Origin of the sequence: Salinivibrio sp. VGrn1 (genome assembly GCF_009377995.1) — a bacterium.
Classification (GTDB): Bacteria; Pseudomonadota; Gammaproteobacteria; order Enterobacterales; family Vibrionaceae; genus Salinivibrio; species Salinivibrio siamensis.
On sequence record NZ_SATA01000010.1, the window covers coordinates 42,088 to 66,560 of the forward strand.

A 24,473-nucleotide genomic window follows, 5' to 3' on the forward strand; every position below is an offset into this window, starting at 1 on the left:
TGGCGACCTTGTGGGAAAAACCATGGTTAACAGGGGTCGAGACTCGTGGCATGCTTAACGGCTAACGTGTTTAACTGGCGATCAAGATTCTGATATGGCAACTCTTCCCGACAATCCGTTAATCCTTGTGGATGGCTCTTCGTATCTTTACCGGGCATACCATGCGTCTCCCAATCTCACTAATAGCCAAGGCGAACCCACTGGCGCGGTGTTTGGGGTGGTGAATATGCTGCGCAGCCTGTTGCGACAGTACCCGCATTCGCATGTGGCGGTGATTTTTGATGCCAAAGGGAAGACGTTCCGTGACGACATGTACGAGCAGTACAAAGCCAACCGTCCACCGATGCCAGAGGATCTACGCGGGCAAATTGAACCTTTGCACAAGATTATCAACGCGATGGGCTTGCCTTTACTGGCGGTAGAGGGCGTGGAAGCCGACGATGTTATCGGCACGCTCGCTACTCAAGCCTCGAAAGCGGGGATGCCGGTGCTTATCAGTACGGGTGATAAAGACATGGCGCAGTTGGTGGATGAGCATGTCACCTTAATCAACACCATGACTAATGTGGTGATGGATCCTGAGGCGGTGCGTGAGAAGTATGGTTTCGGCCCTGAGCATATTATTGATTATCTGGCTCTGATGGGCGACAAAGTCGATAATATTCCTGGCGTACCGGGTGTGGGCGATAAAACCGCGACCGCGTTGATTGCCAATCTAGGTGGCTTGGACGATATTTACGCCAACCTTGATAAGATTGCTGAGCTCAGCTTCCGCGGTGCCAAAAGCATGGCGAAGAAATTGACTGAGCATCGAGAAGCCGCTTACCTGTCATATCAACTCGCTACGATTAAATTGGATGTAGCGCTCGATTTCACCCCTGAACAGCTGGTCAAGCAAGCGCCTGATAATGACACCTTGGTGACCATGTATCGTGATTTGCAATTCCGCCGCTGGCTCAAAGAGCTGGATGAAGGTGATGCGCCGGAAGAAGTGGTGTCTGATGAACCTATCTCGCAAGCGGCCACGATTGACCGTAGTGGCTACCAAACGCTATTAACGCGGGACGCACTAGACACTTGGCTGAAGAAAATTCGTGATGCTGAGGTGGTGGCGGTCGATACCGAAACCGATAGTCTCAACTATATGGAAGCCAATCTGGTTGGGATTTCATTTGCCGTCGCGCCAGGTGAAGCGGCCTATGTACCCGTGGCTCATGATTATCTGGAAGCGCCCGCGCAGTTATCGCTGGATGAAGTGCTGGAGGTGTTACGCCCTTGGTTGGAAGACCCTTCAGCGGCGAAAGTTGGCCAGAATCTGAAATATGATGCCAGTGTGTTTGCGCGTCACGGGATCACCTTAAAAGGGATTGCCTATGACACCATGCTCGAGTCGTACGTCTATAACAGTGTGGCGGGACGCCATGACATGGACAGCCTCGCTGAGCGCTACTTGCAGCACACCTGCATCAGCTTTGAAGAGATAGCGGGGAAAGGCAAGAAACAACTGACCTTTAATCAAATTCCTCTTGAGCAAGCGGCACCTTATGCGGCGGAAGATGCCGATATTACGTTGCGTTTGCACCAATACCTGATTGGTAAAGTCACCAGTGACGAGAAACTGAAAACCATTTTTGAGTGCTATGAGATGCCGTTAGTCAGCGTGTTGTCGCGTATGGAACGTCATGGTGTGCTAATCGACAAAGACAAGCTGGCGACCCAATCAGAGGCGCTACATACTCGCTTGATTGAGCTTGAGCGTGAAGCGTTTGAGATTGCTGGTGAGGAGTTCAACTTAAGCTCGCCCAAGCAACTACAAGCGATTTTGTTTGAGAAAATGGGCCTGCCGGTGGTAAAGAAAACCCCATCAGGCAGCCCCTCAACCAATGAAGAAGTGCTGCAAGAGCTCTCTCTCGATTACCCGCTGCCAGCGCGGATTCTGGAATACCGTGGGTTGGCAAAACTCAAATCGACGTATACGGACAAGTTGCCGCGCATGATCAATGCGCAAACCGGCCGCGTGCATACCTCGTATCATCAAGCCGTTACTGCAACAGGGCGCTTATCGTCCACCGATCCGAACTTACAAAATATCCCTATTCGTAACGAACAGGGTCGCCGTATTCGAGAAGCCTTCACCGCGGAACCGGATCACACCATTTTGGCGGTCGATTACTCGCAAATCGAATTGCGGATTATGGCGCACTTATCCGGTGATAAAGCCTTGCTAGAAGCCTTCCGTGAGGGCAAAGATATTCACGCCGCCACCGCAGCGGAAGTGATGGGGGTAAGCCTCGATGAAGTCACCAGTGAACAGCGTCGCCGCGCCAAAGCAATCAACTTTGGCCTGATTTATGGCATGAGTGCCTTTGGCTTATCTCGTCAATTAGGGATTGGTCGCCATGAAGCACAAAGCTATATGGATACTTACTTTGAGCGTTATCCAGGCGTGAAGGCCTACATGGACCGCACCCGTGAACAAGCAGCGGAAAAAGGCTATGTGGAAACCATTTTTGGTCGTCGCCTCTATTTGCCAGAAATTAAATCGCGTAATGGCATGCGTCGTAAAGGGGCAGAGCGCGCGGCAATCAATGCGCCGATGCAAGGAACCGCCGCCGATATTATCAAGCGTGCGATGATACTGGTTGATCAATGGATTCAAGCCAATGCGGCGGATGATGCTCGCCTAGTGATGCAAGTTCACGATGAACTGGTGTTGGAAGTCAAAACGTCATCAATGTCCAAAGTTGAAAGCCAAGTACGGAAATTGATGGCATCAGCGGCTGACTTGGATGTCCCTTTGATTGCCGAAGCCGGTTTCGGAGATAACTGGGGAGAAGCCCACTAAGTTCAGGGTTTTTATTGACCTTTCTGTCGTTTTATACCGAAAGCCGATATTTTTATCGGCTTTTTTTTGGTCACTATCCACCTGATCTTTGGCGTTTTTACTCTAAACCGCCTTATTTTTATGAAAAAAAATTACGTAAGATACTTTTCAATACTGAGTGATTGATATACAGTTAACAACGTAGGGTACAGAGGTAAGATGTTCTATCTTTCAGACCTTTTGTTTCACGTTATTGGATTTGGCTGATTCAGCAGCCCCAGTCAGGATACTGACTGGGGCTTTTTTTATTGGCTAATCGTCAACGCGATGAGTCGACCCTGCCACTGCCTTTTTTGTGTTTTGCTGATTCGCATCATCCCATTCTTTTCAAAAAAATTAGAGTAATTACTTTAATTATGGCTGGAGGCTTGGTTATAATGCGCACAGCTTCTTGTTCTTTATGTGTCTATGGGGGCTGATTGAGCTCGCTTACGCACAAAGATTCGCCGACTCTCGTATTGAGGGTCGGCTTTTTTTTATCTGCGTAAGCGACAGGTGGGCCCTACCCGTCCAAGAGGGTTAATCGGTTGGCTGTGGGTCGTCTGCGATCACCGGGGGTGTTTGTTGATACCAAGCGTCTAGTTTACGGCGCAATTTGTCGACGCCCATCCCTTTGAGCGATGAGTACAACTCGACCTCAACATCCCCGCAAAAGGCCAGTGACGCTTCGCGGATTTTCATCAGTTGCTGCTTACGTGCCCCTGATTTCAATTTGTCGGCTTTGGTCAGTAGCACTAACACCGGTAAGTGAGATTCAACCGCCCAGTAAATCAGTTGCTGATCCAAGTCTTTCATCGGATGACGAATATCCATCAAGACCACTAATCCGCCAAGTTGATCACGTTTTTGTAAATATTCCCCCAGTGAACGCTGCCACTTCTCTTTCATTTCCAACGGGACTTGGGCATAACCATAACCAGGTAGGTCGACAATGTGACACCCTTCGTCCACTTTAAAGAGGTTAATTAATTGTGTGCGCCCGGGTGTCTTACTGGTCTTTGCTAGGCTCTTTTGGTCACAAAGACGGTTAAGGGAGCTAGACTTACCGGCGTTGGAACGGCCAGCAAACGCAATCTCTATCCCCGTATTATCAGGAAGATGGCGAATGTCGGGTGCGCTGGTAACAAACTGGGTGTTACGGTAACTAAGTGATTGCTCCACTGTTAACTCCGTCTCGTCTTGGTGTAGTAGACTGATTACTTTTGTGTGAATTTGTGTAAAATAACCGTGCTCGGTTTTTGATCGGTAATTGTACCATGACGGTAACTAAGTAGTGGTACTGGAAGCTTGATAATTATAAACGGAATGTCATGAAGAAATTAGCGCTAATATTGACTCTCCTCGCCAGCACTTCAGTCTGGGCCCAAGGAGATGCTGAAGCGGGCAAAGCAAAATCCAATACCTGTGTCGCCTGTCACGGTGCTGACGGTAACAGTGTTTTGCCTGATTACCCAAACTTGGCGGGTCAGCACGCCAACTATCTAGAGAAACAACTGAAAGAATTTAAGCTCGGCGCGCAAAGCGGCGGTGAGCAGGGGCGTTATAACGCTGTGATGGCTGGTATGGTGGCACCGCTCTCTGAGCAGGACATGGCAGACTTAGCGGCTTACTATGCAACCTTAACACCCAAGCCTGGCACCACGCCCGAAACGGCCATCGAAGTAGGCCGTCAGCTCTACATGGCGGGCGATCCGGAGCGCGGTATTGCAGCCTGTACAGCCTGTCATGGTCCTCGCGGGAATGGCACCCCTTCTTCTGGTTTCCCGAAAATTTCTGGCCAGCCTGCGAAGTATCTAGCCAGTCAGTTGAAAATGTTCCGTGCCGGAGAGCGTCATAATGATATGAACAAAATGATGCGCTCGGTTGCGGCGAAACTGACGGACAAGGAAATTGATGCACTGTCTAACTACTTAGGCGGGCTCCACTAATAACCGAGCTGTCCAACGAAAACGGTGGCGTAATGTACGCCACCGTTTTTTTATCTCTTCCATTTATGCGACAGTCTATGACGCTTGGCACGCATTTTGTCAGCACATCACTGATAGCGACAACGGCGACCTTCTGCGTAAGAGATTGGCTATTCTCTTGCAAGAAAAACACGTCATTTTTTGAAAGACATATTTTAGGTTTATTTAAAATCAGTCAGTTATCTCTGTGTCTTGTTTCCTGACTCAATATTTTATGGCTGGCATTCTAGGCAGTCGCGCTCATTGCGATATGCTACCACTATCAACAGGACGTTGGTCTTAAGGACAAGTGATTGAGCCAAGCAAGGCACATGAGCACCAGGACGGTCTGACCACAGGATGTGGATGTTGCCAAGGTAGGCGCACAAGGACGACGTGACACAGGATGTGTGGTGGGTGTCGAACGACAAGGACGCAGGAAGCGACTGACACGCAGGTATGCGACCCACGATAACAGGACGTTGATACTAAGGCGCCAAGCGCCATGAGTCAGGGATGAACAAGGTACCAGGACGGACACTATCCGCTTATTATCGCAAGCGCGATACGCGACAGGCTTTATGCCTGTCGCTTTTTTATTGACCCACTTTCTGCTACATTCGCGCCAGCTTTTGGCATAGATGAATGATATGCAGCACTGCCCTTTATGTGAGCACACAACAACCCATCTTTATCATACCGACAAACGCAGAGCGTACCTTCAATGCGCGGCGTGCGCGTTGGTGTTTGTTGAGCGCCAGGCATTGCTCGCGCCTGAAAATGAGAAAGCTATCTATGACTTACACCAAAATCACCCTGAGGATGACGGTTATCAGCGTTTTTTATCGCGCGTGATCAACCCTTTACTCGACCGCTTATCGGTGCCAGCAAAGGGATTAGATTTTGGTTGTGGTCCTGGGCCTGTCTTGGCCAGTATGTTGCGAGACGCAGGGCATGATGTCGCCTGCTATGATCCCTTCTATGCGCCACAAACCGACGTACTGGATGCACATTATGACTTTATTACCTGTACGGAGGCCATCGAGCATTTCTATTGGCCAAAGGTGCAATGGCAGCAGTGGTTGTCGATGCTCAAGCCGGGGGGTTACTTGGGCATCATGACCAAGCTGGTTAAAGATCCAGACGCTTTTTCACGCTGGCACTATAAGAATGATCTGACGCATGTCAGCTTTTTTAGCCGATATACATTCCAGTTTTTAGCTCACCAAGCGGGGTTGGAACTGACGTTTATCGGCAACGACGTAATTTTAATGAGGAAACCAGAGTCATGACGCGTAAAAAGAAAACGCGCCGCGTAGGATCGGAAGGCCCGGCGCAATACGTAGATAAGAATCAGAACGAGCAAGACCGCATTGCGCGAATGCTGAAAAAGCAAAAAAAGCGTAAAGGCAAAAAAGCCGGCTCGCGTCATTCAGAAGAAGACAACAAGCAAGTGCGTCGCAGCGGTGGAAAAAAGGACCCGCGCATTGGCAGTAAAAAGCCGATCCCATTGGGTACGGATGCAGAAAAACCTAAGCAACCCAAGCTCACACCAGAGCAAGAGCTTGCCAAGCTTGAGCAAGATCCACAATTGAACGTGTTGTTGGATAGAATCGAAAATGGCGAGAAATTAGGGGCGGGTTTACAAGCTTATGTGGATGAGAAGCTGGATCGGATTGAGGTGCTGATGGATAAACTGGGCCTGCTTGCCGACGATAACGAGTTGGATGATGACGACGACCTGCTGGCTAAATTTGAGCAATAGGACGATTAACAAGGAGTAGCCGGTGCAGGAGTGGATCTGGATATTGGCAGGACTTGGGGCGCTCATTATTTTAGCGCTATCGGTTTACGCAGGCGTATTGCTGGCGAAGTTAAAGCGACAAACCAAGTGGCAAGCCGAGATGAAAGAGGCAGCGATCAACCAACGCAATGACAAAATCATTGAGAGTGTTGATGTGATTGCGTTTGCCGCACTACAGAATCAATGCGATTTATCGGAGGCTGCGATCCGCCTTTACATGATCATGGATCATCTACAAGGCGATAAACGGGTTGCGTTTGATAGCCGCTACCCGGCCTTGTTTGAACTGTATGAGGCGGTAAAAGATACCCCTCGCGGTGAGGCAAGGAAGGGATTGAAAAAGAATGAGCGCATGCGACTCGACTTAGACCGAGCCAAACATGAAGCGCGTTTGGAAGAGGCGATAAAAGTTGAGCTTGCGGAAATCCTCGCCTTCACCGGCGCGCGTCACATCCCTGATCATATCCTCACGCACTAAGTGTGACTGCCTGGAATGCAGCCTATCGTGGCTGCTTTCCTCTGTCATTTTGCCTCAATACCCTTATAATTATTGGGCGAAAATCGATCTCACCGACACTTTCGCAACACCAGTGCGGGTAGTGCTAAACACCTTACTCAAGGCTGTGGCACACTAGACGCTGTTACTCCTTTCCTAAGCGCTTTTGCGGAATGTAAGCCATGTCATCACCACAAATCATTTGGGATCAAGCCCTTATCAATAAGTACAACTATTCAGGGCCCCGTTATACGTCGTATCCGACGGCACTCGAATTTCATGAGGCGTTTGCGCCCGCGGAATTTGATATGGCGTGTAGTCAGTACCCTGAGCGCCCGTTGTCGTTGTATGTGCATATCCCGTTTTGCCACAAACTTTGTTATTACTGTGGCTGCAATAAAGTGGTGACACGGCACCAACACAAGGCGGATGAGTATCTAGATGCGCTTGAGCACGAAATCCGTCAGCGTGCTTTCTTGCTGGGTTCACGTCGAGTGACTCAGCTGCATTGGGGCGGTGGCACGCCCACCTTTCTCACCAAGGCGCAAATCTCCCGCTTAATGGGATTGTTGCGTCAAGAGTTTGGTTTTGAGCGCGATGCGGAAATCAGCATTGAAGTCGACCCGCGCGAAATTCCACTCGATATGCTCGATCACCTGCGGAGCGAAGGTTTCAATCGCATCAGTATCGGGGTGCAAGACTTTGATAAAAAAGTGCAGCAGCTGGTCAATCGCGAGCAAGATGAAGACTTTATTCACGCCTTGGTTGAACGTGCCCGTGAACTGGGCTTCCGCTCCACCAACCTCGATTTGATTTATGGCTTGCCCAGCCAATCTCCAGAGGGGTTTGCCAAAACCTTAGCGCAAGTTTTGACGATGCGTCCGGGTCGACTCTCAGTGTTTAATTACGCGCACTTGCCTAATTTGTTCGCGGCGCAACGCAAAATCAAAGAAGAGGATTTACCGTCTCCGGACGCCAAGCTCACCATGTTGCAAGACACCATCAATACGTTAACGGGGGCAGGCTATCAGTTTATCGGGATGGATCACTTTGCTCTGCCTGATGATGAGCTAGCGGTGGCGCAGAGAGAAGGGCGTTTACATCGCAACTTCCAAGGCTATACCACGCAAGGTGACTGTGATCTGCTCGGACTCGGCGTATCGGCGATTTCGATGATTGGTGATTGTTACGCGCAGAACCAAAAAGAGATGAAAGCGTATTATCAGCAAGTGGATGCTGAACGCCATGCACTGTTTAAAGGCGTGATGCTTGAGCCGGACGATCGCATTCGTCGTGATGTCATAAAAGCGCTGATGTGTAACTTCACCTTAGAAAAAGCGGACATTGCGACACGTTACCAGATAGATTTTGATCAGTATTTTGCTGAAGATCTGGCGTTACTGCAGTGCTTTATTGATGACGAGTTGGTGCAAGTGACCGATCAAACGATTACGGTGACCAAAACAGGCCGTATGCTGATCCGCAATATCTGTATGAGCTTTGATGTTTATTTGCGAGATAGAGCGCGTCAGCAACAGTTTTCGCGGGTGATTTAGCTAAAAAACCGCCAAATGGCGGTTTTTTTACGGCGCGAGGCTCGTGTGGAGAGGCTCTACGGCGACCTATCGTGTTGCCGCGTGGGCTGTCAGTGCGGCTTTCTCGCTATCAGACAAGAAAGCAATCGAAAGACCATTTTCTTGCAATGTGGTGATTTGCGCAGGGGTTAAGCCTGCGGCAGGGGCAGCCACTTCATACTCATAGGGCAGCTCAATGCCTTCTACCGCTGGGTCGTCGGTATTCAAGGACGCCAAAATGCCATGGTCGAGGAATTGACGCACAGGATGTTGTGCGAGATCGGCAATGGTGCTGGTTTGGATGTTTGACGTCAGGCAAGTTTCGATACCTATCTGGTGTTTAGCCAAATAATCCATCAGCGCTGGGTCCTCTATTGCCTTGACCCCGTGACCGATTCGGGTGGCGCCGAGCTCATTGATTGCCTGCCACATACTGGCGGCGCCAGCGGCTTCGCCCGCGTGTACGGTGACTTGCAGATCGCTGGCCCGTACTTTGGCAAAGTGCTCGGTGAATTGGTCACCTGGTTGGCCCAGCTCATCACCGGCCAGATCGATGGCGACTAAGTGTGATTTTTGCGTCAGTAGCGCATCGAGCTCGGCCATACATGCTTGCGTGCCGAAAGTACGGCTCATGATACCAATCAAGTTGGTTTTCACGCCAAAGTCGCGGCTACCCGCCTGCACACCATCTACCACGGCTTCTACCACCCCTTCGAGGGGGAGCTGATGCTTCAGCGCCATGTAGTAGGGCGAAAAGCGCAACTCGGCATAATCAATTTGAGCGTTTAAGGCATCTTCTACGTTTTCGTAGGCGACGCGACGAACGGCATCTAAATCACCTAATACTGCCACGCCCCAATCGAGCTTAGACAGGAACGCGACCAAATCGGGTTCGGTCTCAACCACTTGCACATGTGGGCGCAATGACTCGATATCAGTGGCGGGCAGCGGCATCGCAAATTTTTGCCCTAATGCCAAAATGGTTTCGATACGAATATTGCCGTCTAGGTGGCGGTGTAAATCCGTCACGGGTAAGTCTTTTCTTATCATCATCGGTTCCCAGCAGGTGAGTTGGGGCTCAGTATAGCGAGTGACCTGCTCATCGTCAGTAGTCAGTGTGTCGATGGCGTGACAGCTATCGCGTGGGGAGCTTGTCCGTTACCCGTTCTGTTGGTTGCTCGGTGAGGGGCAGCGGTTTGGCAAACAAGAAACCTTGTGCAAAATGGCAACCGATGTCGCGCAGCCGCTCGGCTTCTTCCTGGGTCTCTATCCCCTCGGCCACTAGGTGTACATCCATGCCACGTGTCATGGCAACCACGGCTTCAATGATGCGTTGGTTGGTGCTGTTTTCAGTCATCGAGTGAACGAAGCTGCGATCAATCTTAAGGCTATCAAACGCCATTTGGTGAAGGTATGCCAGCGATGAATAGCCGGTGCCAAAGTCATCGATAGCAATTTTAATTCCCAGCGCACGGATTTTGGTTAACCCTGAAGTTGCCAAGTGTTCGTGGCTCATCAGCTGTGACTCAGTGATCTCCAAGGTTAAATTATCCGCTGGCAGTTGAGTACGATCCAGCACGCTTTGCAGTTTGTCGATAAAGTCAGCCGACAGTAGCTGACGAGCGGATAAGTTCACGTGTAGCTGATAATTGGCTGGCCATAAGCCTTTTTGAATCTGCGCCACGGTGTCATAGGCGGCTTGCTCAAGTACCTGCATGCCGATTTGATTAATCAAGCCACTTTGTTCCGCCACGGGAATGAATTCAGCCGGGGAGACCATACCGCGTGTAGGGTGGCGCCAGCGCACCAAGGCTTCTGCGCCGCAGAACCGGCCATCAAGCAAGCGGACAAAGGGTTGGTAATAGACCTCAAACTGGTGATGCTGAACGGCGTGATGAAGCTCGAGGAGAAGCCGTGATTGCTCTTGAATCCGTGCCTGCATATTGGCTTCAAAGTACACGTACATCGCTGTTTCACTGCGTTTGGCTTCACTCAATGCGAGACCAGCGTGATCAAGGCCTTCATAGATGGCATCGCCAAAGGTGTAGCCAAAGACTACGCCCGCACATGCGTCGACCAGGACATCATCGTTGCCAATGGTGACGGGGCGCTTAAATAAACTCAATAACTGATCGACCAATGCCTCTGATTGCGTTCGGTTAGTGGTATTGGGCGCGAGAACGGCGAACTCATCGCCACGTACGCGTGCCAGTAGCATCCCAGAGCCATCGGAGAGGGCGCTGAGTCGATCGGCAATCGCGCATAAAAGCGTGTCCCCGCCTTCTTGTCCCAGGCTGTCATTAATATTACGAAAGCCATTGATCCCCAAAATCACCAAGGTATTGGGAGCGTGATAGCGTAAGCCAGCGGCCTGTTCAATCAAGCCTTCTCGCGTATAGAGTTGCGTGAGGTTATCTTGGCGGACTTGTTGACGCAGCGCATTGAAAGAATGCTGCAATTTGACCGACATATTATTAAACGCTTCTTTGAGTATCGCGATTTCCCGCAGGCTTGCGGGTGTATTGATGCGGTAAGTCAAGTTGCCGGATGCCAGTTTGGCTGCCGCTTCAGCGGTGTCTCTCAATGGGCGAGTCAGTTGGCGTATAATGAAATACACCACCGCAAGCCCGACCAGTGCCATGGTTACCACCAGATAAATACTGATTTCTTGCTGGCTAAGAAGGTTTTTTAACAGTAGCTGGTCGGGCAGTGCGACCACCACATACCATTGATGCTGAAAGGGAGCGGGCATTGCCACTTTTTTAATGGTGCCATAAAAATGGCCCTTATCGGCAATATCGAAATTAAAGGGCTTGCCTAAACGGCTGGGGTCGGGCGGCCACGCATTTGCGACCTGGCTAATCGTATTGTCGAGGACTGGGTTATGGCTAATATCGGGAAAATGCAAGATATTGCTGGGGCTCTCTTGGCCACTGTGGGCGATCATCCGACCCTCATCGTCGACAATAAATAATGCCCCCCCAAGTTTTTGTTGACGCTCACTTAAGAAGCGATTAAACGCATTGAGCTTGATGTCGCTGGCGACCACGCCCCACACATTATCATCGACCATCACCGGGGCGATGGCCGATAAGGAGACTTCGCCGACCTCATCGGCATCACGGTAAATGTCGGTCCAGCGCGGCTGCTCGCGATTGAAAGCAGGAATGTACCATGGTCGGATGCGTGGATCGTAGTAGTTGTCTTGATAAATGACGTTAGCGTTTGGCGTGCGGCCATCAAAAATACGCAGCGTACCCTGGGTCGCGTCACTTTGCTCCATCAAAATATACTGACCTGCTTGGCTTTTACGGTAGCCGAAATATTCGCCCTCGGCATCGACGCCAATGCTTAATACCTGCATGTAAGGCATGGCTTGGTAGAGGGAGGTGTAGCTATTGAGAAGATAATCACGCAGCCCTGCGTCAGTCATTGGCGCATCGCCAAGCCGGGCGGCTAGGCTGTCGGCGACAAAGATGTTGGCATTAAAGGGGTGAGCAAGATACTGGCGCAAGTCTCGCTCAATACCGACGGAGTAGTCTTCGAGCAATAACTTGCCGACAAATTGCGAGCTGGCGCGATAGTGGTTGTTGATGGTAATAATGATCACGACCAGCGTGAGTGTTAGGACGAGAAACACGGGGAGCATCACGGCAGCGCGTATCGACAATGGGCGTAAGTTTCTCATCAGGACAGCAACTTTACTCTTATAAAAAAAACAACATGATTGTTAGATTTTACCTCAATCTCTTTACTTAAATTTAGCAGAGGTTCAAAGAGTGTCAGTTTCAATAATGAGTTACGACTCAATATTTAGCTCTTTGAGTTTACGTGTCAGGGTATTACGCCCCCACCCTAAAATTTTAGCTGCCTCTTGTTTGTGACCATGCGTGTGCTTGAGCGCCGATTGTAACAAGATGCGTTCAACACTGGGGAGCGCTTGTTGCAAAATACCATGTTGTCCTTGTGTTATCGCATCTTGCGCCCAATACGTGAGAGCCTGCTGCCAATCATGGGCTTCATTGTCGGTCATAGCACTTGGCTGGTTGAGCAGCTCCCTTGGGAGATCGGAGGGCAGCACCTCCTTACTGCTGGCCATCACGGTCAGCCAGCGGCAGGTGTTTTCTAGCTGGCGGACGTTACCCGGCCAAGGTAACTGGCTCATCATGGTTTCTGTGTCTGGGTGGAGTTGCTTGGCTTCGACATCCAGCTCTTTGGCCGCGCGGGCAAGAAAATGCTGACATAGCTGGGGAATATCTTGGCGCCTATCTTTGAGTGAGGGCAGATGAACGCGGATCACGTTCAAGCGGTGAAACAGGTCGTCTCGGAAACTGCCTTCTGTCACCAAGCGTTCGAGATCTTGGTGGGTAGCCGCGATAATGCGCACATCCACATCGACCGCCGCGTGACCGCCGACCCGATAGAATTGACCATCCGCTAGCACACGCAGTAAACGCGTTTGCACATCCAATGGCATATCGCCAATCTCATCGAGAAATAACGTCCCCCCATTGGCTTGCTCAAAGCGTCCTTGCCTGACCGCGTTGGCCCCAGTAAATGCCCCTTTTTCATGACCGAACAGCTCGGACTCAATCAAGTCTTTGGGGATGGCGGCCATATTCAGGGCGATAAAGGCTTGATTGGCCCGCGGACTATGACGATGTAGCGCTTGGGCGACTAGCTCCTTACCCGTGCCCGACTCACCATTGATTAACACCGAAATCGAGGAGCGTGACAGCCGGCCAATGGCACGAAACACCTCTTGCATCGCGGGCGCCTCGCCGATGATCTCTGGTGTCTGCGTTTGCGGCTGTTGTGACGTTTGTTGCTTTTGCTGCTCTTTATAGTGGGCCAGTGCGCGCTCAACCAGTGCCAGCGCTTCATCAATATCAAACGGCTTGGGCAGGTATTCAAACGCGCCTTTTTGGTAGGCGTTAACCGCGGCATCTAAATCCGAGTGCGCGGTCATGATGATCACGGGTAAGTCAGGGTGTTGCTCTTGTACCGTTTTTAGCAGCGCCAGCCCATCGCTACCTGGCATGCGAATATCGGAGACCAACACATCAGGGCGACGTTCATGCAGGGCACTGAGTACATTTTCAGCATTGCTAAACGTATCGCAGGTGAGGCCGGCGGCACTGAGGGTGCGTTCCATCACCCAACGAATGGAGCTGTCATCATCAACAATCCAAATGGTCCCTTTACTCATGTGGCGTGTCCTTTTCAATGATTGGCAATTGGATGGTGAAGCAGGTATGGCCTGGCCAGCTATTCACGTCAATTTTGCCTTGATGCTGATCGATTAAATGATGGGTGATAGCGAGTCCAAGCCCATTGCCGTCAGCCTTGCTCGTCACCATGGGGTAAAACAAGGTATCCTGCAAATGCGGCGCGATCCCAGGCCCATTGTCGATGATTTCAATTTGCGCGACCACTCGGTGACGCTCGCCATGGATCACGGTTTGAAAGCCTGTACGCGTGCGGAGCGTCAAACAGGCGTCAGGCTGACCGCGTATGGCATCGGCAGCATTGGTGGCGACGTTGAGAATCGCTTGCTCAAGCTGCTCAGGATCCATCTCAAAATCGGGTAAGCTGGGGTCGTAATCGCGAATGATCTGGATGCCTTCGTGGTTATCGAGGCTGATCAATTGGCGGACTTTTTCCAACACAACGTGAATGTTTTGTCGTTGGCGCAACCCAGGGCGCTGTGGCCCCAGTAAACGGTCGACCAAGTTTCGCAATCGGTCGGCTTGCTCGATAATAATTTGCGTATATTCAGCCAAGTTCGCATCAGGCAGCATCTTTTCTAGCAACTGTGCCGCCCCGCGTAAGCCGCCGAGCGGGTTTTTTATTTCATGTGCCAAGCCGCGTACCAACTCTTTTGCCGCTTGTTGTTGCGCTTTTTGGGTAAGCTCCTTACTGATCCTTTGTTGTTGGCTGACCACATTCACTTCCAGTAACAGCCGTCCCTCATCTTCTTGATCAAACAACGGACTGGCGCTGAGTTGCACCTTTTGTGGCTGGCCGTCCACCACCCAGGTCACATCACTGTCCGTCAAGCTTTGCCCGGCACGTGTGGTGTTGGCAATTTGTCCCCAGTCGACGCTGGCGTGCTGAATCTGCGCGGTGAGCGGTTGTGTCAGCAGGCGCCTGGCACTTTGGTGCATCAGCTGCTCGGCGGCCGCGTTGACGTACTGAATACGCCATTGGCTATCCACCACAATGATCGCGGTGAGAAGATGATCGAACAGTTGAGCGGGGGTCATCTGTGTTGCGTCCTTGTTTGCACTGTTTTGGTGCATTGAGTGTAATCGAGATCCTTGCTTGATGCAGCTTGCACTGCCGGGTTTGTGAATTCATCGGCGTTGCCGCGGATTAATCATGCGTTCGATGTGGCTGATTCACATGGGCGCGATGCAAATACACCTGATGCTCAGAGGATGATGCAATTACCTTGCCGCTTTCTAAATAGCGGACTTGAAAACGATGGGTGCCCCTGTCTATCGGGCTGAGGTGCCATTGTAGTGTGAGCTGTGAGGCGCTACGCGTCTGCTTAGGGTGAGCCTGAACGGGGTTACCGTCCATCACCAGCTGGACCTGGTCGCTTGGGGAAGCCGCCGGAGCAAGGGTGGCTTTTACTGAAACCTTACCGGGATTATTACGTAACGTCGCGCCATCACTGGGGTGAACCAGTGTGATCGCCACGTTTGATTGACTGGCGGGCTGGGTGGTTGTCTGCGGCGGTTGCGTTAACGATGGCGACACCGGCGAGGGAGCATAATGCCGCACTTGGTGGGGCGCATTGGGAGGCTGATCACTGATATGCCACTGTCCGTTTTGATCCCGCCATTGGTAAATCGTGCCAGCCTGGCAGGTGACAGTGAGGCTGAACACGATGATGGCTATCCAGCGCATCGCTTACCCTTCTTTTTCTGAAGATATGGACCATGATAAGCCACATCGTGCGGGTAAAAAGCACAAAAAAGCCCACCTGCGAGGTGGGCAACAATTTGCGTTGTTTGCGCGCTTATACCGAGTAGTACAACTCGAATTCTACGGGATGCGTGGTCATTTGGATGCGCTCAACATCTTCGCCTTTCAGCGTGATGTAAGAATCAATGAAGTCATCCGAGAATACGCCACCTGTGGTCAAGAATTCACGATCCGCGTCAAGCGCTTGCAGGGCCTCTTTCAGTGACTCGGCAACGGTTGGGATTTCCGCTGCTTCTTCCGCTGGCAAGTCGTACAAGTCTTTGTCCATGGCATCGCCAGGATGGATCTTGTTCTTAATCCCGTCTAGGCCAGCCATTAGCATGGCAGCGAAGCAGAGATACGGGTTGGCTGTTGGGTCGGCAAAGCGAAGCTCAATACGGCGTGCTTTCGGGCTCGGTACCACAGGGATACGGATTGACGCTGAGCGGTTACGTGCTGAGTAAGCCAACATGACCGGCGCTTCAAAGCCTGGGACCAGACGCTTATACGAGTTGGTTGAGGCGTTGGCGAATGCGTTGATCGCACGCGCGTGCTTGATGACACCGCCAATGTAGTACAGTGCGGTTTCAGACAAACCACCGTATTTGTCACCGGCAAACAGGTTTTGACCATCTTTGGCAAGCGACTGGTGGACGTGCATTCCTGAACCATTGTCACCAACCAGTGGCTTAGGCATAAAGGTTGCCGTTTTACCAAAGGCGTGCGCGACATTGTGAACCACGTATTTGTAGATTTGAATTTCGTCGGCTTTGGTGGTCAAGGTGTTGAAACGGGTGGCAATTTCATTCTGGCCCGCGGTCGCTACCTCGTGGTGATGTGCTTCAACCACTAGACCCATTTCCTCCATCACTAATGACATGGCAGAACGGATGTCTTGTGATGAATCAACCGGTGCAACTGGGAAATAACCGCCTTTCACACCAGGGCGGTGACCTTTGTTACCCCCTTCGAGAGCGGTGCCTGAGTTCCAGCTTGCTTCGACGTCGTCAATTTTGTAGAACGAGCCAGCCATATCGGTGGCAAATTTGACGTCGTCGAATAAGAAGAACTCTGGCTCAGGACCGATGAGAACGGTATCGGCGATGCCGGTTGCGCGCATGTAATCTTCTGCGCGTTTAGCAATTGAGCGTGGGTCACGGTCGTAGCCTTGCATGGTTGAAGGCTCAAGAATGTCACAACGGATATTCAGGGTGCTTTCCTCGGTAAAAGGGTCAAGCACGGCAGAGCTTGGGTCAGGCATCATCACCATGTCTGACTCATTAATGCCTTTCCAGCCCGCAACCGATGAGCCATCAAACATTTTGCCTTCTTCAAAGAAGTCATCATCAATCTGATGTGAGGGAATAGAAACATGTTGCTCTTTACCCTTGGTATCGGTAAAGCGCAGGTCGATGAATTTCACCTCGTTTTCTTGGATCAGTGCGAGCACGTTTTCTACTGACATGTGAAATAACCTCCGGTGTCAAATTGAGTAAATAGCGAGTTGGCTCCTTGCTTCATGACAAAGCGAAAACCGTGCCAACAATTTTAAGCCGCGCCAAACCGCGTTTAACGCGATAAAACCGTGTGCAGCCTGGGTCAAAAGCGTGCAATGTGCACCATTATAGTGCAATCGTGATCGCATATGGTGCAAAGGGCAAAGACGGTGCGCCGCTTTGCACGAGATGCGTGCAGGCATCGTCCCCTCTCTTTGTAGCAGACAATGCATGACAAGAGTGTGGACGGTCTTTAAAAATTCATTTTTCTCTCATCACGATGAATCCTTGTATTTGCACAATAAATAACCAACTGTGACAGGGTGAACCCTGAGTGACGGTGAGCCAATTCACATAATAAGGTGGGTTTTGCGACAAAATCTGGTACATTACGGCCGTTTTTTTAATCAGGTGGCGGTGCCGTCGTGTTAGCATAGCTCGCCAACTTCGGCGCGCGCCCCGTCTATCGAGTGAAAAAGAGAGTCCATGACCAAAATACAGACAGATAAACTAAGAAATATCGCCATTATTGCCCACGTTGACCACGGTAAAACCACGCTAGTGGATAAGCTGCTGCAGCAATCCGGTACGCTGGCTTCCCGCGGTGAGGTGGAAGAGCGTGTCATGGACTCAAACGACATTGAGAAAGAACGTGGCATTACCATCTTGGCCAAGAACACTGCCATTAACTGGAATGACTACCGCATCAACATCGTTGATACCCCAGGACACGCCGACTTTGGTGGTGAGGTTGAGCGTATCATGTCGATGGTTGACTCCGTACTACTGGTCGTCGATGCGGTAGACGGCCCGATGCCGCAAACCCGTTTTGTGACCCAAAAAGCCTTTGCCCATGGTTTGAAACCGATTGTGGTGATCAACAAGATTGACCGCCCTGGGGCGCGTCCTGACTGGGTGATGGATCAAGTCTTTGACTTGTTTGACACCCTCGGTGCGTCGGATGAGCAATTGGATTTCCAAGTGGTTTACGCGTCAGCCCTTAACGGCTGGGCGAGCCTAGAAGAAACCACAGAAGGCGAGGATATGGAGCCGCTGTTCAACGCGATCGTTGATAACGTTGATGCACCGGATGTCGATATCACCACGCCGCTGCAAATGCAGGTGTCTCAGCTGGATTATAACTCTTATGTGGGTGTGATCGGTGTGGGTCGTATTACACGTGGCTCAGTGAAGCCGAACCAGCAAGTCACGATTGTGAGTGCAGATGGCAGCAAGCGTAACGGTAAAGTCGGCAGTGTTTTGGGCTACATGGGCCTAGAGCGTCATGACGTTGATGAAGCCTCTGCGGGCGATATTATTGCCATTACGGGGTTGGGTGAGCTGAAAATCTCAGACACGATTTGCGATCCAAGTAATGTGGAAGCCTTGCCTGCACTGACGGTGGATGAGCCCACTGTGACCATGACCTTCCAGGTGAATACCTCGCCGTTTGCAGGTCTCGAAGGTAAATACGTTACGTCACGTAATATCCTTGAGCGTCTGCAAAAAGAGCTGGTCCACAATGTGGCACTGCGCGTGGAAGAGACCGATAACCCAGATAAATTCCGCGTGTCTGGCCGTGGTGAACTCCATCTGTCTATTTTGATCGAAAACATGCGTCGCGAAGGCTTTGAGCTGGCGGTATCGCGCCCAGAAGTGATCATCAAAGAAGAAAACGGCGAGAAATTCGAACCGTTTGAGACAGTGACCATTGACGTGCTCGAAGAGCATCAAGGTGGCGTGATGGAAAGCATCGGTCTGCGTAAAGGCGAGCTGACGAACATGCTTCCAGATGGTAAAGGCCGTGTACGCATGGACTTTGTGATGCCATCACGTGGTCTGATTGGTTTCCAAACAGAGTTTTTAACACTGACCTCTGGCTCGGGGCTGATTTATCATACCTTTGACCATTACGGTAAGTACAAAGGTGGCGATATTGGCCAGCGCATTAATGGTGTGTTGATCTCAAATGCGGCAGGTAAAGCACTGACTTACGCACTGTTTAACTTGCAAGACCGCGGACGCTTGTTTGCCGAGCACGGTGACGAAGTATACGAAGGTCAGGTGATTGGTATTCATAATCGTGCCAACGATCTGACCGTTAACTGCTTGAAAGGTAAGCAGCTGACCAACGTTCGTGCATCAGGTACCGATGACGCGCAGGTATTGAGCCCAGCGATCAAGTACACCTTGGAGCAGGCGCTTGAGTTTATCGATGATGATGAACTGGTTGAAGCGACGCCGGAGAGCATTCGTATCCGTAAGAAGCTATTGACCGAAACCGAGCGTAAGCGCGCAGGTCGTAAAGGTTAATCACGCGGGCATCACCGCGCGATGTGGACAAAGGGCACCCTCGGGTGCCTTTTTTATTGGCTAGCGTTTAATTGAGGGTTTGGATAAAGCGATTTGACGCTTGGATTGCGCGTTGCATGTCAGCGACTGCGCGGTCTATCTCGTCCGAAAGGGCATCCAACTCACCTTGTAACGCACCAATTGCGCGGGCATTGAGGTTGTGTTTGAGATAAAGCCGGTTATCTTGCAAGGTGTTCAGTACCGGTGTCATGGTTTGTTCGGCACGACGCATGGCATCACGTAATCGCTCGTATTCCTCACGAGTCTGGCGTAAGCGCTGCTCACTATCACGCTGTAGGCGTCGATTCGTGTACAAGTCTAATTCTTCTTCCCACTCATCAAACAGCGCGTCAGAGACAGATTCAAGGGCGTCGATGCGTTCACGCACGCGGGTGACGGCATCATGGCTTTGCTGGTACTGACTATCGACTGCCTCATAGGCGGCTTGTAGCTCTCCCCCCTCAAACCCCGTGAGCTGGCTTAAAGCTTGTCGTGCGTCTTTAAATTTTGACTGCGCCGCTTGCTGCGCATCAGCGGCGTCTTCCACTCTGTCGACCATGATATCGCGTTTATGGATGCCCACTTGCTCCATCGCCGAGTAATAGGCAGACTGACAGCCGGTGAGTAGGGTTAAAAAGGTCGCAAGCATAAAGATAACCCGCACAGGCAACTCCTTAATCATAAATCATGTACACTCATTACGCTTAAGGCTAACACAAGGTTAAGGTGGAAGGATGCGCAAAATTGGGATCCTGGATGAGAAAAGGTGGTGTCATTATCGTCATTGGTTGATGGCGATGCTGACCCATTTATGGCGGCGTATGGGCGAAGATCGGCTCACGGTGAGTGCGGGCCATATGGCGTATGTGACCCTATTATCTTTGGTCCCCTTGGTGACCGTGGTATTATCCGCCTTTTCGAGTTTTCCTGGTTTTTCAGAGGTGGGTGAGACGTTACAGCAGTTTGTGATTAACAACTTTGTGCCGGCTGCTGGCGAGGTGGTGGCACGCTACCTCAATGAGTTTGTTGCTAATGCCGGCAAGATGACGGCAGTGGGGGTGAGTTTTTTGTTTGTGGTGGCCATCATGCTGATTTCCGCCATCGACAAAAGCCTGAATCACACCTTTAAAATTCAGACCAAGCGACCCACAATGATCGCCTTTTCCATCTATTGGATGGTGCTCACCTTAGGGCCAATTCTTATTGGCACCAGCATTGCGTTGAGCTCCTATTTAACCTCGCTGTCGTTATTACAAAGCGGGATTGCCAATGATTTGTTTACCACTTTATTGCGCGTTTTGCCCTTTATCCTGACCACATTGACCTTCATGGGGCTTTATACGTTGGTCCCCAATACGCGCGTGCGTCTGCGCCATGCCTTTGCCGGGGCGGCGGTGGCGAGTATCCTGTTTGAATTAAGCAAGAAAGTCTTCGCCCTCTATGTGACGCACTTTCCCTCGTATCAACTGATTTATGGCGCGTTGGCGGTGATACCCATTCTCTTTGTCTGGGTGTATTTTAGTTGGTGTATCGTATTGTTTGGTGCCCAAGTGACGGCGACGCTGAGAGAGTCTGAACGTTGGTGGCCGCGCGCGGAGGGCGACGCTTCTCATTTTGGGTCGAGCGCTCTGGATGCGTCATCTCCCCCTTTAACCATTGAAAAAGAGGAAACCCATGATCGCCCTCATTCAACGCGTGAGTGAAGCCAATGTGACCGTAGAAGGCACTCGCGTGGGCTGTATAGGAAAAGGCTTGGTCGTGCTGCTAGGTGTCGAGAAAGGCGACACCGAGACTCAGGCAGCCAAGCTGGCGCATAAAGTGCGCGGTTATCGCGTCTTTGAAGATGACGAAGGAAAAATGAATCTTAATGTGTCACAGGCAGGGGGATCGTTACTGGTGGTCTCTCAGTTCACCCTCGCGGCTGACACGAAAAAAGGAATGCGTCCAAGTTTTTCAGGGGCCTCGCCCGCCGAAGCGGAACGCCTGTATGAGGTGTTTTGTCATGATTGCCAACAGGCTGGCGTGAAGACGCAAACCGGTCAGTTTGCTGCAGATATGAAGGTGAGCTTGGTCAATGATGGGCCGGTAACTTTCTGGCTTCAGGTATAAATGTGCGCCTAACAGGGAGAGATAGGCATGTTTAAAATCGTCACGCCACGCACAGAGCAAGAGCTTGCGCGTTACTATGACTTTCGCTATCGCATGTTGCGCGAGCCTTGGCATGCGCCGCGCGGCTCAGAGCGCGATGCCTACGATGGCAATGCCTGTCATCGGATGATTGTCGACAGTGATGATGACCCCGTCGCCATCGGGCGTCTTTACTTAACCCCAGACAACGATGGTCAGATCCGTTATATGGCGGTCTCTCCCGATTTTCGTAATCGTGGCCTCGGGGCGCTCATATTAATGGCACTAGAGTCATTGGCCCGGCAAGAGGGGGCCAAGCGTCTTGTGTGCAGTGCGCGAGAAGAGGCGGTAAGCTTTTATGCTCAACATGACTTCATTCGTCAGGGGGATCTCAGTGATGAGCGCGGGCCGATTCGTCATCAACAGATGGTGAAACCCTTAGACCCTTTGTCTGATGTGGTACGTCATCCTGAGTGGTGTACCGAGCTGCAGCAGCGCTGGCAAGAACAAATCCCTATCAGCGATAAAATGGGGGTGCAGATCAGCCAATTCACCGGCTATCACTTTGAAGTTTGTGCCAATTTAAATGCCAATTTGAATCCGCGTCACACCATGTTTGCGGGCAGCATTTTTAGTCTTGCCACGCTCGCGGGTTGGGGAATGGTGTGGCTGTTAATGAAAGAGCGTCAACTCAGTGCGGATATTGTCCTCGCAGACAGCCACATTCGTTATCGTCGCCCGGTGGCGGAGCGGCCAAGGGCGAGTGTATCGCTGGATAACTTGAGCGGTGAGCTTGATAGGCTGGAAAACGGTCGTCGGGCGCGTGTCACGCTCGAAGTCGAGTTTTTTAGTGGCGACGATAAGGCCGGCGTGTTTACCGGCACTTATGTGTTGCTGCCATCAGACGATGGTGCCACCGCACAGCCTGCCCCTCAGTTGGCACTACTGCGTTAACGTACACTTGGGGTGGCGGTTTGATAAATCGGCCAATCAATCGACACGGATGTGTCCCCCTGAAGAATACCCGTGATATGGCCACGGTCGGCTTTTAGAGAAAGTTGTTCAAACGGGAACGACCGCGACTGACGTTGCTGGGTCGGCGTTTTTTGAAACCACCCAGACATTCGTTCTGGCCAGCCTTTATCTGGCGTGACATCCGCGTGGCCATTCAGCAGGGTAACGGCAAGGGTGCCATTTAACCCCACGTTGAAACTTTCGGTATCAGACGCCAGCCCAGACCATTGCCCTTGAAGATCGTGAAACCCGCTTAAAGGCAGCGGCCAGTCAAACCATGATTGATAAAGGGATAAGGGGACGTGTAGGCCGTCAATTTGGAATGACCATGGTAGGCTCGGCGTGTTGTAATTCCACTGGCCGGAGGCAGCAAGCTGACCATCGGAAAAACCCAGTAATAATTGACGTAGATTGACGAGCCCATCGCTCGCTTCTACGCGTAAGTAGGGTTCAGCCAGCCACTGCTGATTGATGCTGGCATAGCTGGCGCTCGCGGTCAGTGTTCCATGGCGTAATTGCCACTGCGTGTCATGCCGCAGACGCAGATCGCGCCCATCGATATCAATGCCATCCACCTTGACCGGGAACCCTGGCGATAACGCTAACCACTCATTGTGTTTCAGCGACAGATCGGTAATGACGATATGTGGCGGCCAATCTGGCAATGCGCCTATCAGCGGCCTAAGCCGTTCGCGGCTGAGGGTGAGGCCATTGGCGCGTAGCCTGTCTATCTGCCAAGCTTGGGGCGAAAATTGGCCGGAAAGCGCGATAAACCCTTCATGCCACTGACTGGTGAATTGATTGACTATCCACGTATCACCGCGACGCTCCAGCTCCCCTAACGGTTGCTCCCACGTTTGCCCTTGCCAACGGATATAGTCGGCATTAAACGAGGCGCGTAGCTGAGGTTGATGCCACCAAGGCGACTGAGGGGTAAACGCTAATTGTTCCGCTGAAAAGGTCAGGGCATTGACCGACAGATGATCCGTTTCGGCACTGAGTTGACGGACGTCCGCTCGAGCGATGGTGACCTGGGTGTTTGACGGCCAATGTGACAAGGCTTCGCGGAGCCGCTGTTGTGTTTGCTCACTATCCACAATGGCATTGCTAATGGTCAATTGGCTCAAGGCGAGTGCACCAGGTTGCCATTGCCCTTGGGCGCTAAAGGCAGCACGTTGCCATTGAAATGAGACGCCATTGAGTTGCCAGCCTTTTGGCGAGGGTTGGGCATCTAGGAGGGCATCAGAGACCGTTAGGTCGTGCCAATCGATCTGTTTGGCTTCCCATTGTGCGCGACCACGAACCGATCCCCATGGTGAGTCGCCCTTTTGCCACTTATCAAGCTGGGCACTCACTTGGTGCGCTTGCCAATCTCGTCCAATGAGATTTAGGTCGTTGAACAAGATACGACCGATTTGCAGGGACGCAGGCAACATCTCTAGGCTAGGTGGTGGCGTGCGGCCCGTCAGATCGATAGACAAGCCATCAATCCGCAGCCAGTGAATGTGTGGCAGCCGCGTAGCATCAAGTTGTACGCGCAGCCGGTCGGCCTGCCAGTGTTGCGGACCGACGTGATAGTTAGGCTTGGTGAGGGTCAAACTCAGTGGCTGACGCCAATGATAGACCACCTGTTTGGCGGAGAGATCGCCCGGCAGCAAAGGTGACACGACATGATGAAACAGCGCGGTGCTGTAGCGCGTGTGAAAGAGGACTGCTAACACCAATAATGCGGTGACACAGAGAATGAAAAAGCTGGCGAACAGTTTGGCCAGGATGCGCATGAACCAACCCTATCAAGGCAATCAGTA

19 protein-coding genes are annotated in these 24,473 nt (G+C 51.4%); 10 read left to right on the forward strand and 9 right to left on the reverse strand.

The window, feature by feature from the left end:
* Nucleotides 1–94: 94 nt before the first annotated feature.
* Entirely contained in the window at nt 95–2,845 is a 2,751-nt protein-coding gene (gene polA / locus EHW56_RS13305) for a DNA polymerase I (protein WP_077639136.1), read from the forward strand.
* A gap of 558 nt (nt 2,846–3,403) precedes the next feature.
* Here the strand turns inward: polA and yihA are convergent.
* Complete coding sequence (gene yihA / locus EHW56_RS13310; RefSeq protein WP_370517164.1) at nt 3,404–4,045, reverse strand: ribosome biogenesis GTP-binding protein YihA/YsxC; 642 nt, start codon at nt 4,043–4,045, stop codon at nt 3,404–3,406.
* A gap of 149 nt (nt 4,046–4,194) precedes the next feature.
* Between yihA and EHW56_RS13315 the strand changes: the two genes are divergently transcribed.
* The 5 genes from EHW56_RS13315 to hemN all read left to right on the forward strand — a co-directional run bounded on the left by EHW56_RS13315 (nt 4,195) and on the right by hemN (nt 8,686).
* On the forward strand, nt 4,195–4,812 hold the full coding sequence (locus EHW56_RS13315; protein ID WP_046074454.1) for a cytochrome c: 618 nt from the start codon (nt 4,195–4,197) through the stop codon (nt 4,810–4,812).
* A gap of 668 nt (nt 4,813–5,480) precedes the next feature.
* Complete coding sequence (locus tag EHW56_RS13320; protein ID WP_077607199.1) at nt 5,481–6,122, forward strand: class I SAM-dependent methyltransferase; 642 nt, start codon at nt 5,481–5,483, stop codon at nt 6,120–6,122.
* On the forward strand, nt 6,119–6,595 hold the full coding sequence (gene yihI / locus EHW56_RS13325) for a Der GTPase-activating protein YihI (protein ID WP_152799979.1): 477 nt from the start codon (nt 6,119–6,121) through the stop codon (nt 6,593–6,595). Before EHW56_RS13320 ends, yihI begins: the two co-directional genes overlap by 4 nt.
* Nucleotides 6,596–6,617: 22 nt before the next feature.
* Nucleotides 6,618–7,112 carry a DUF2489 domain-containing protein gene (locus EHW56_RS13330; protein ID WP_046074451.1) on the forward strand — a complete coding sequence of 165 codons (495 nt, stop codon included), beginning with the start codon at nt 6,618–6,620 and terminating at the stop codon, nt 7,110–7,112.
* Nucleotides 7,113–7,312: 200 nt separating this feature from the next.
* Nucleotides 7,313–8,686, forward strand: coding sequence for an oxygen-independent coproporphyrinogen III oxidase (hemN, locus tag EHW56_RS13335; protein WP_046074450.1), 1,374 nt, complete (start codon nt 7,313–7,315; stop codon nt 8,684–8,686).
* Nucleotides 8,687–8,752: 66 nt separating this feature from the next.
* On the opposite strand, the gene add is transcribed toward hemN, so the two are convergent.
* From add to glnA, 6 genes are all read right to left on the reverse strand, one after another.
* A complete protein-coding gene (add, locus tag EHW56_RS13340; protein WP_077579490.1) occupies nt 8,753–9,754 on the reverse strand; it encodes an adenosine deaminase in 1,002 nt (333 codons plus the stop codon).
* 85 nt (nt 9,755–9,839) lie between these two features.
* Nucleotides 9,840–12,392, reverse strand: a complete 2,553-nt coding sequence (locus tag EHW56_RS13345) for an EAL domain-containing protein (protein WP_152797008.1) — start codon at nt 12,390–12,392, stop codon at nt 9,840–9,842.
* A 111-nt stretch (nt 12,393–12,503) separates the two neighbouring features.
* Nucleotides 12,504–13,913 carry a nitrogen regulation protein NR(I) gene (gene glnG / locus EHW56_RS13350; RefSeq protein WP_152797006.1) on the reverse strand — a complete coding sequence of 470 codons (1,410 nt, stop codon included), beginning with the start codon at nt 13,911–13,913 and terminating at the stop codon, nt 12,504–12,506.
* On the reverse strand, nt 13,906–14,970 hold the full coding sequence (gene glnL, locus EHW56_RS13355) for a nitrogen regulation protein NR(II) (protein ID WP_152797004.1): 1,065 nt from the start codon (nt 14,968–14,970) through the stop codon (nt 13,906–13,908). Before glnL ends, glnG begins: the two co-directional genes overlap by 8 nt.
* Before the next feature lie 109 nt (nt 14,971–15,079).
* Complete coding sequence (locus tag EHW56_RS13360) at nt 15,080–15,619, reverse strand: DUF4124 domain-containing protein (protein ID WP_152797003.1); 540 nt, start codon at nt 15,617–15,619, stop codon at nt 15,080–15,082.
* Nucleotides 15,620–15,731: 112 nt separating this feature from the next.
* The gene (gene glnA / locus EHW56_RS13365) at nt 15,732–17,141 is read right to left on the reverse strand and encodes a glutamate--ammonia ligase (protein ID WP_046074445.1); all 1,410 of its coding nucleotides are present in this window, start codon (nt 17,139–17,141) and stop codon (nt 15,732–15,734) included.
* Between the two features lie 517 nt (nt 17,142–17,658).
* Between glnA and typA the strand changes: the two genes are divergently transcribed.
* Nucleotides 17,659–19,485, forward strand: coding sequence for a translational GTPase TypA (typA, locus tag EHW56_RS13370; protein WP_046074444.1), 1,827 nt, complete (start codon nt 17,659–17,661; stop codon nt 19,483–19,485).
* 67 nt (nt 19,486–19,552) lie between these two features.
* On the opposite strand, the gene EHW56_RS13375 is transcribed toward typA, so the two are convergent.
* Entirely contained in the window at nt 19,553–20,206 is a 654-nt protein-coding gene (locus tag EHW56_RS13375; RefSeq protein ID WP_152797001.1) for a DUF2959 family protein, read from the reverse strand.
* A gap of 52 nt (nt 20,207–20,258) precedes the next feature.
* Between EHW56_RS13375 and EHW56_RS13380 the strand changes: the two genes are divergently transcribed.
* The 3 genes from EHW56_RS13380 to EHW56_RS13390 are packed head-to-tail and all read left to right on the forward strand — an operon-like array spanning nt 20,259 to nt 22,605.
* The gene (locus EHW56_RS13380) at nt 20,259–21,227 is read left to right on the forward strand and encodes a virulence factor BrkB family protein (RefSeq protein ID WP_077579495.1); all 969 of its coding nucleotides are present in this window, start codon (nt 20,259–20,261) and stop codon (nt 21,225–21,227) included.
* The gene (gene dtd / locus EHW56_RS13385; RefSeq protein ID WP_046074442.1) at nt 21,199–21,633 is read left to right on the forward strand and encodes a D-aminoacyl-tRNA deacylase; all 435 of its coding nucleotides are present in this window, start codon (nt 21,199–21,201) and stop codon (nt 21,631–21,633) included. Before EHW56_RS13380 ends, dtd begins: the two co-directional genes overlap by 29 nt.
* 27 nt (nt 21,634–21,660) lie before the next feature.
* Nucleotides 21,661–22,605 (forward strand): bifunctional GNAT family N-acetyltransferase/hotdog fold thioesterase, encoded by a 945-nt coding sequence (locus tag EHW56_RS13390; protein ID WP_046074441.1) that lies wholly within the window; start codon nt 21,661–21,663, stop codon nt 22,603–22,605.
* On the opposite strand, the gene EHW56_RS13395 is transcribed toward EHW56_RS13390, so the two are convergent.
* Nucleotides 22,602–24,446 carry an AsmA family protein gene (locus tag EHW56_RS13395; protein ID WP_152799983.1) on the reverse strand — a complete coding sequence of 615 codons (1,845 nt, stop codon included), beginning with the start codon at nt 24,444–24,446 and terminating at the stop codon, nt 22,602–22,604. The two genes, EHW56_RS13390 and EHW56_RS13395, sit on opposite strands and share 4 nt — an antisense overlap.
* Nucleotides 24,447–24,473 lie beyond the last annotated feature (27 nt).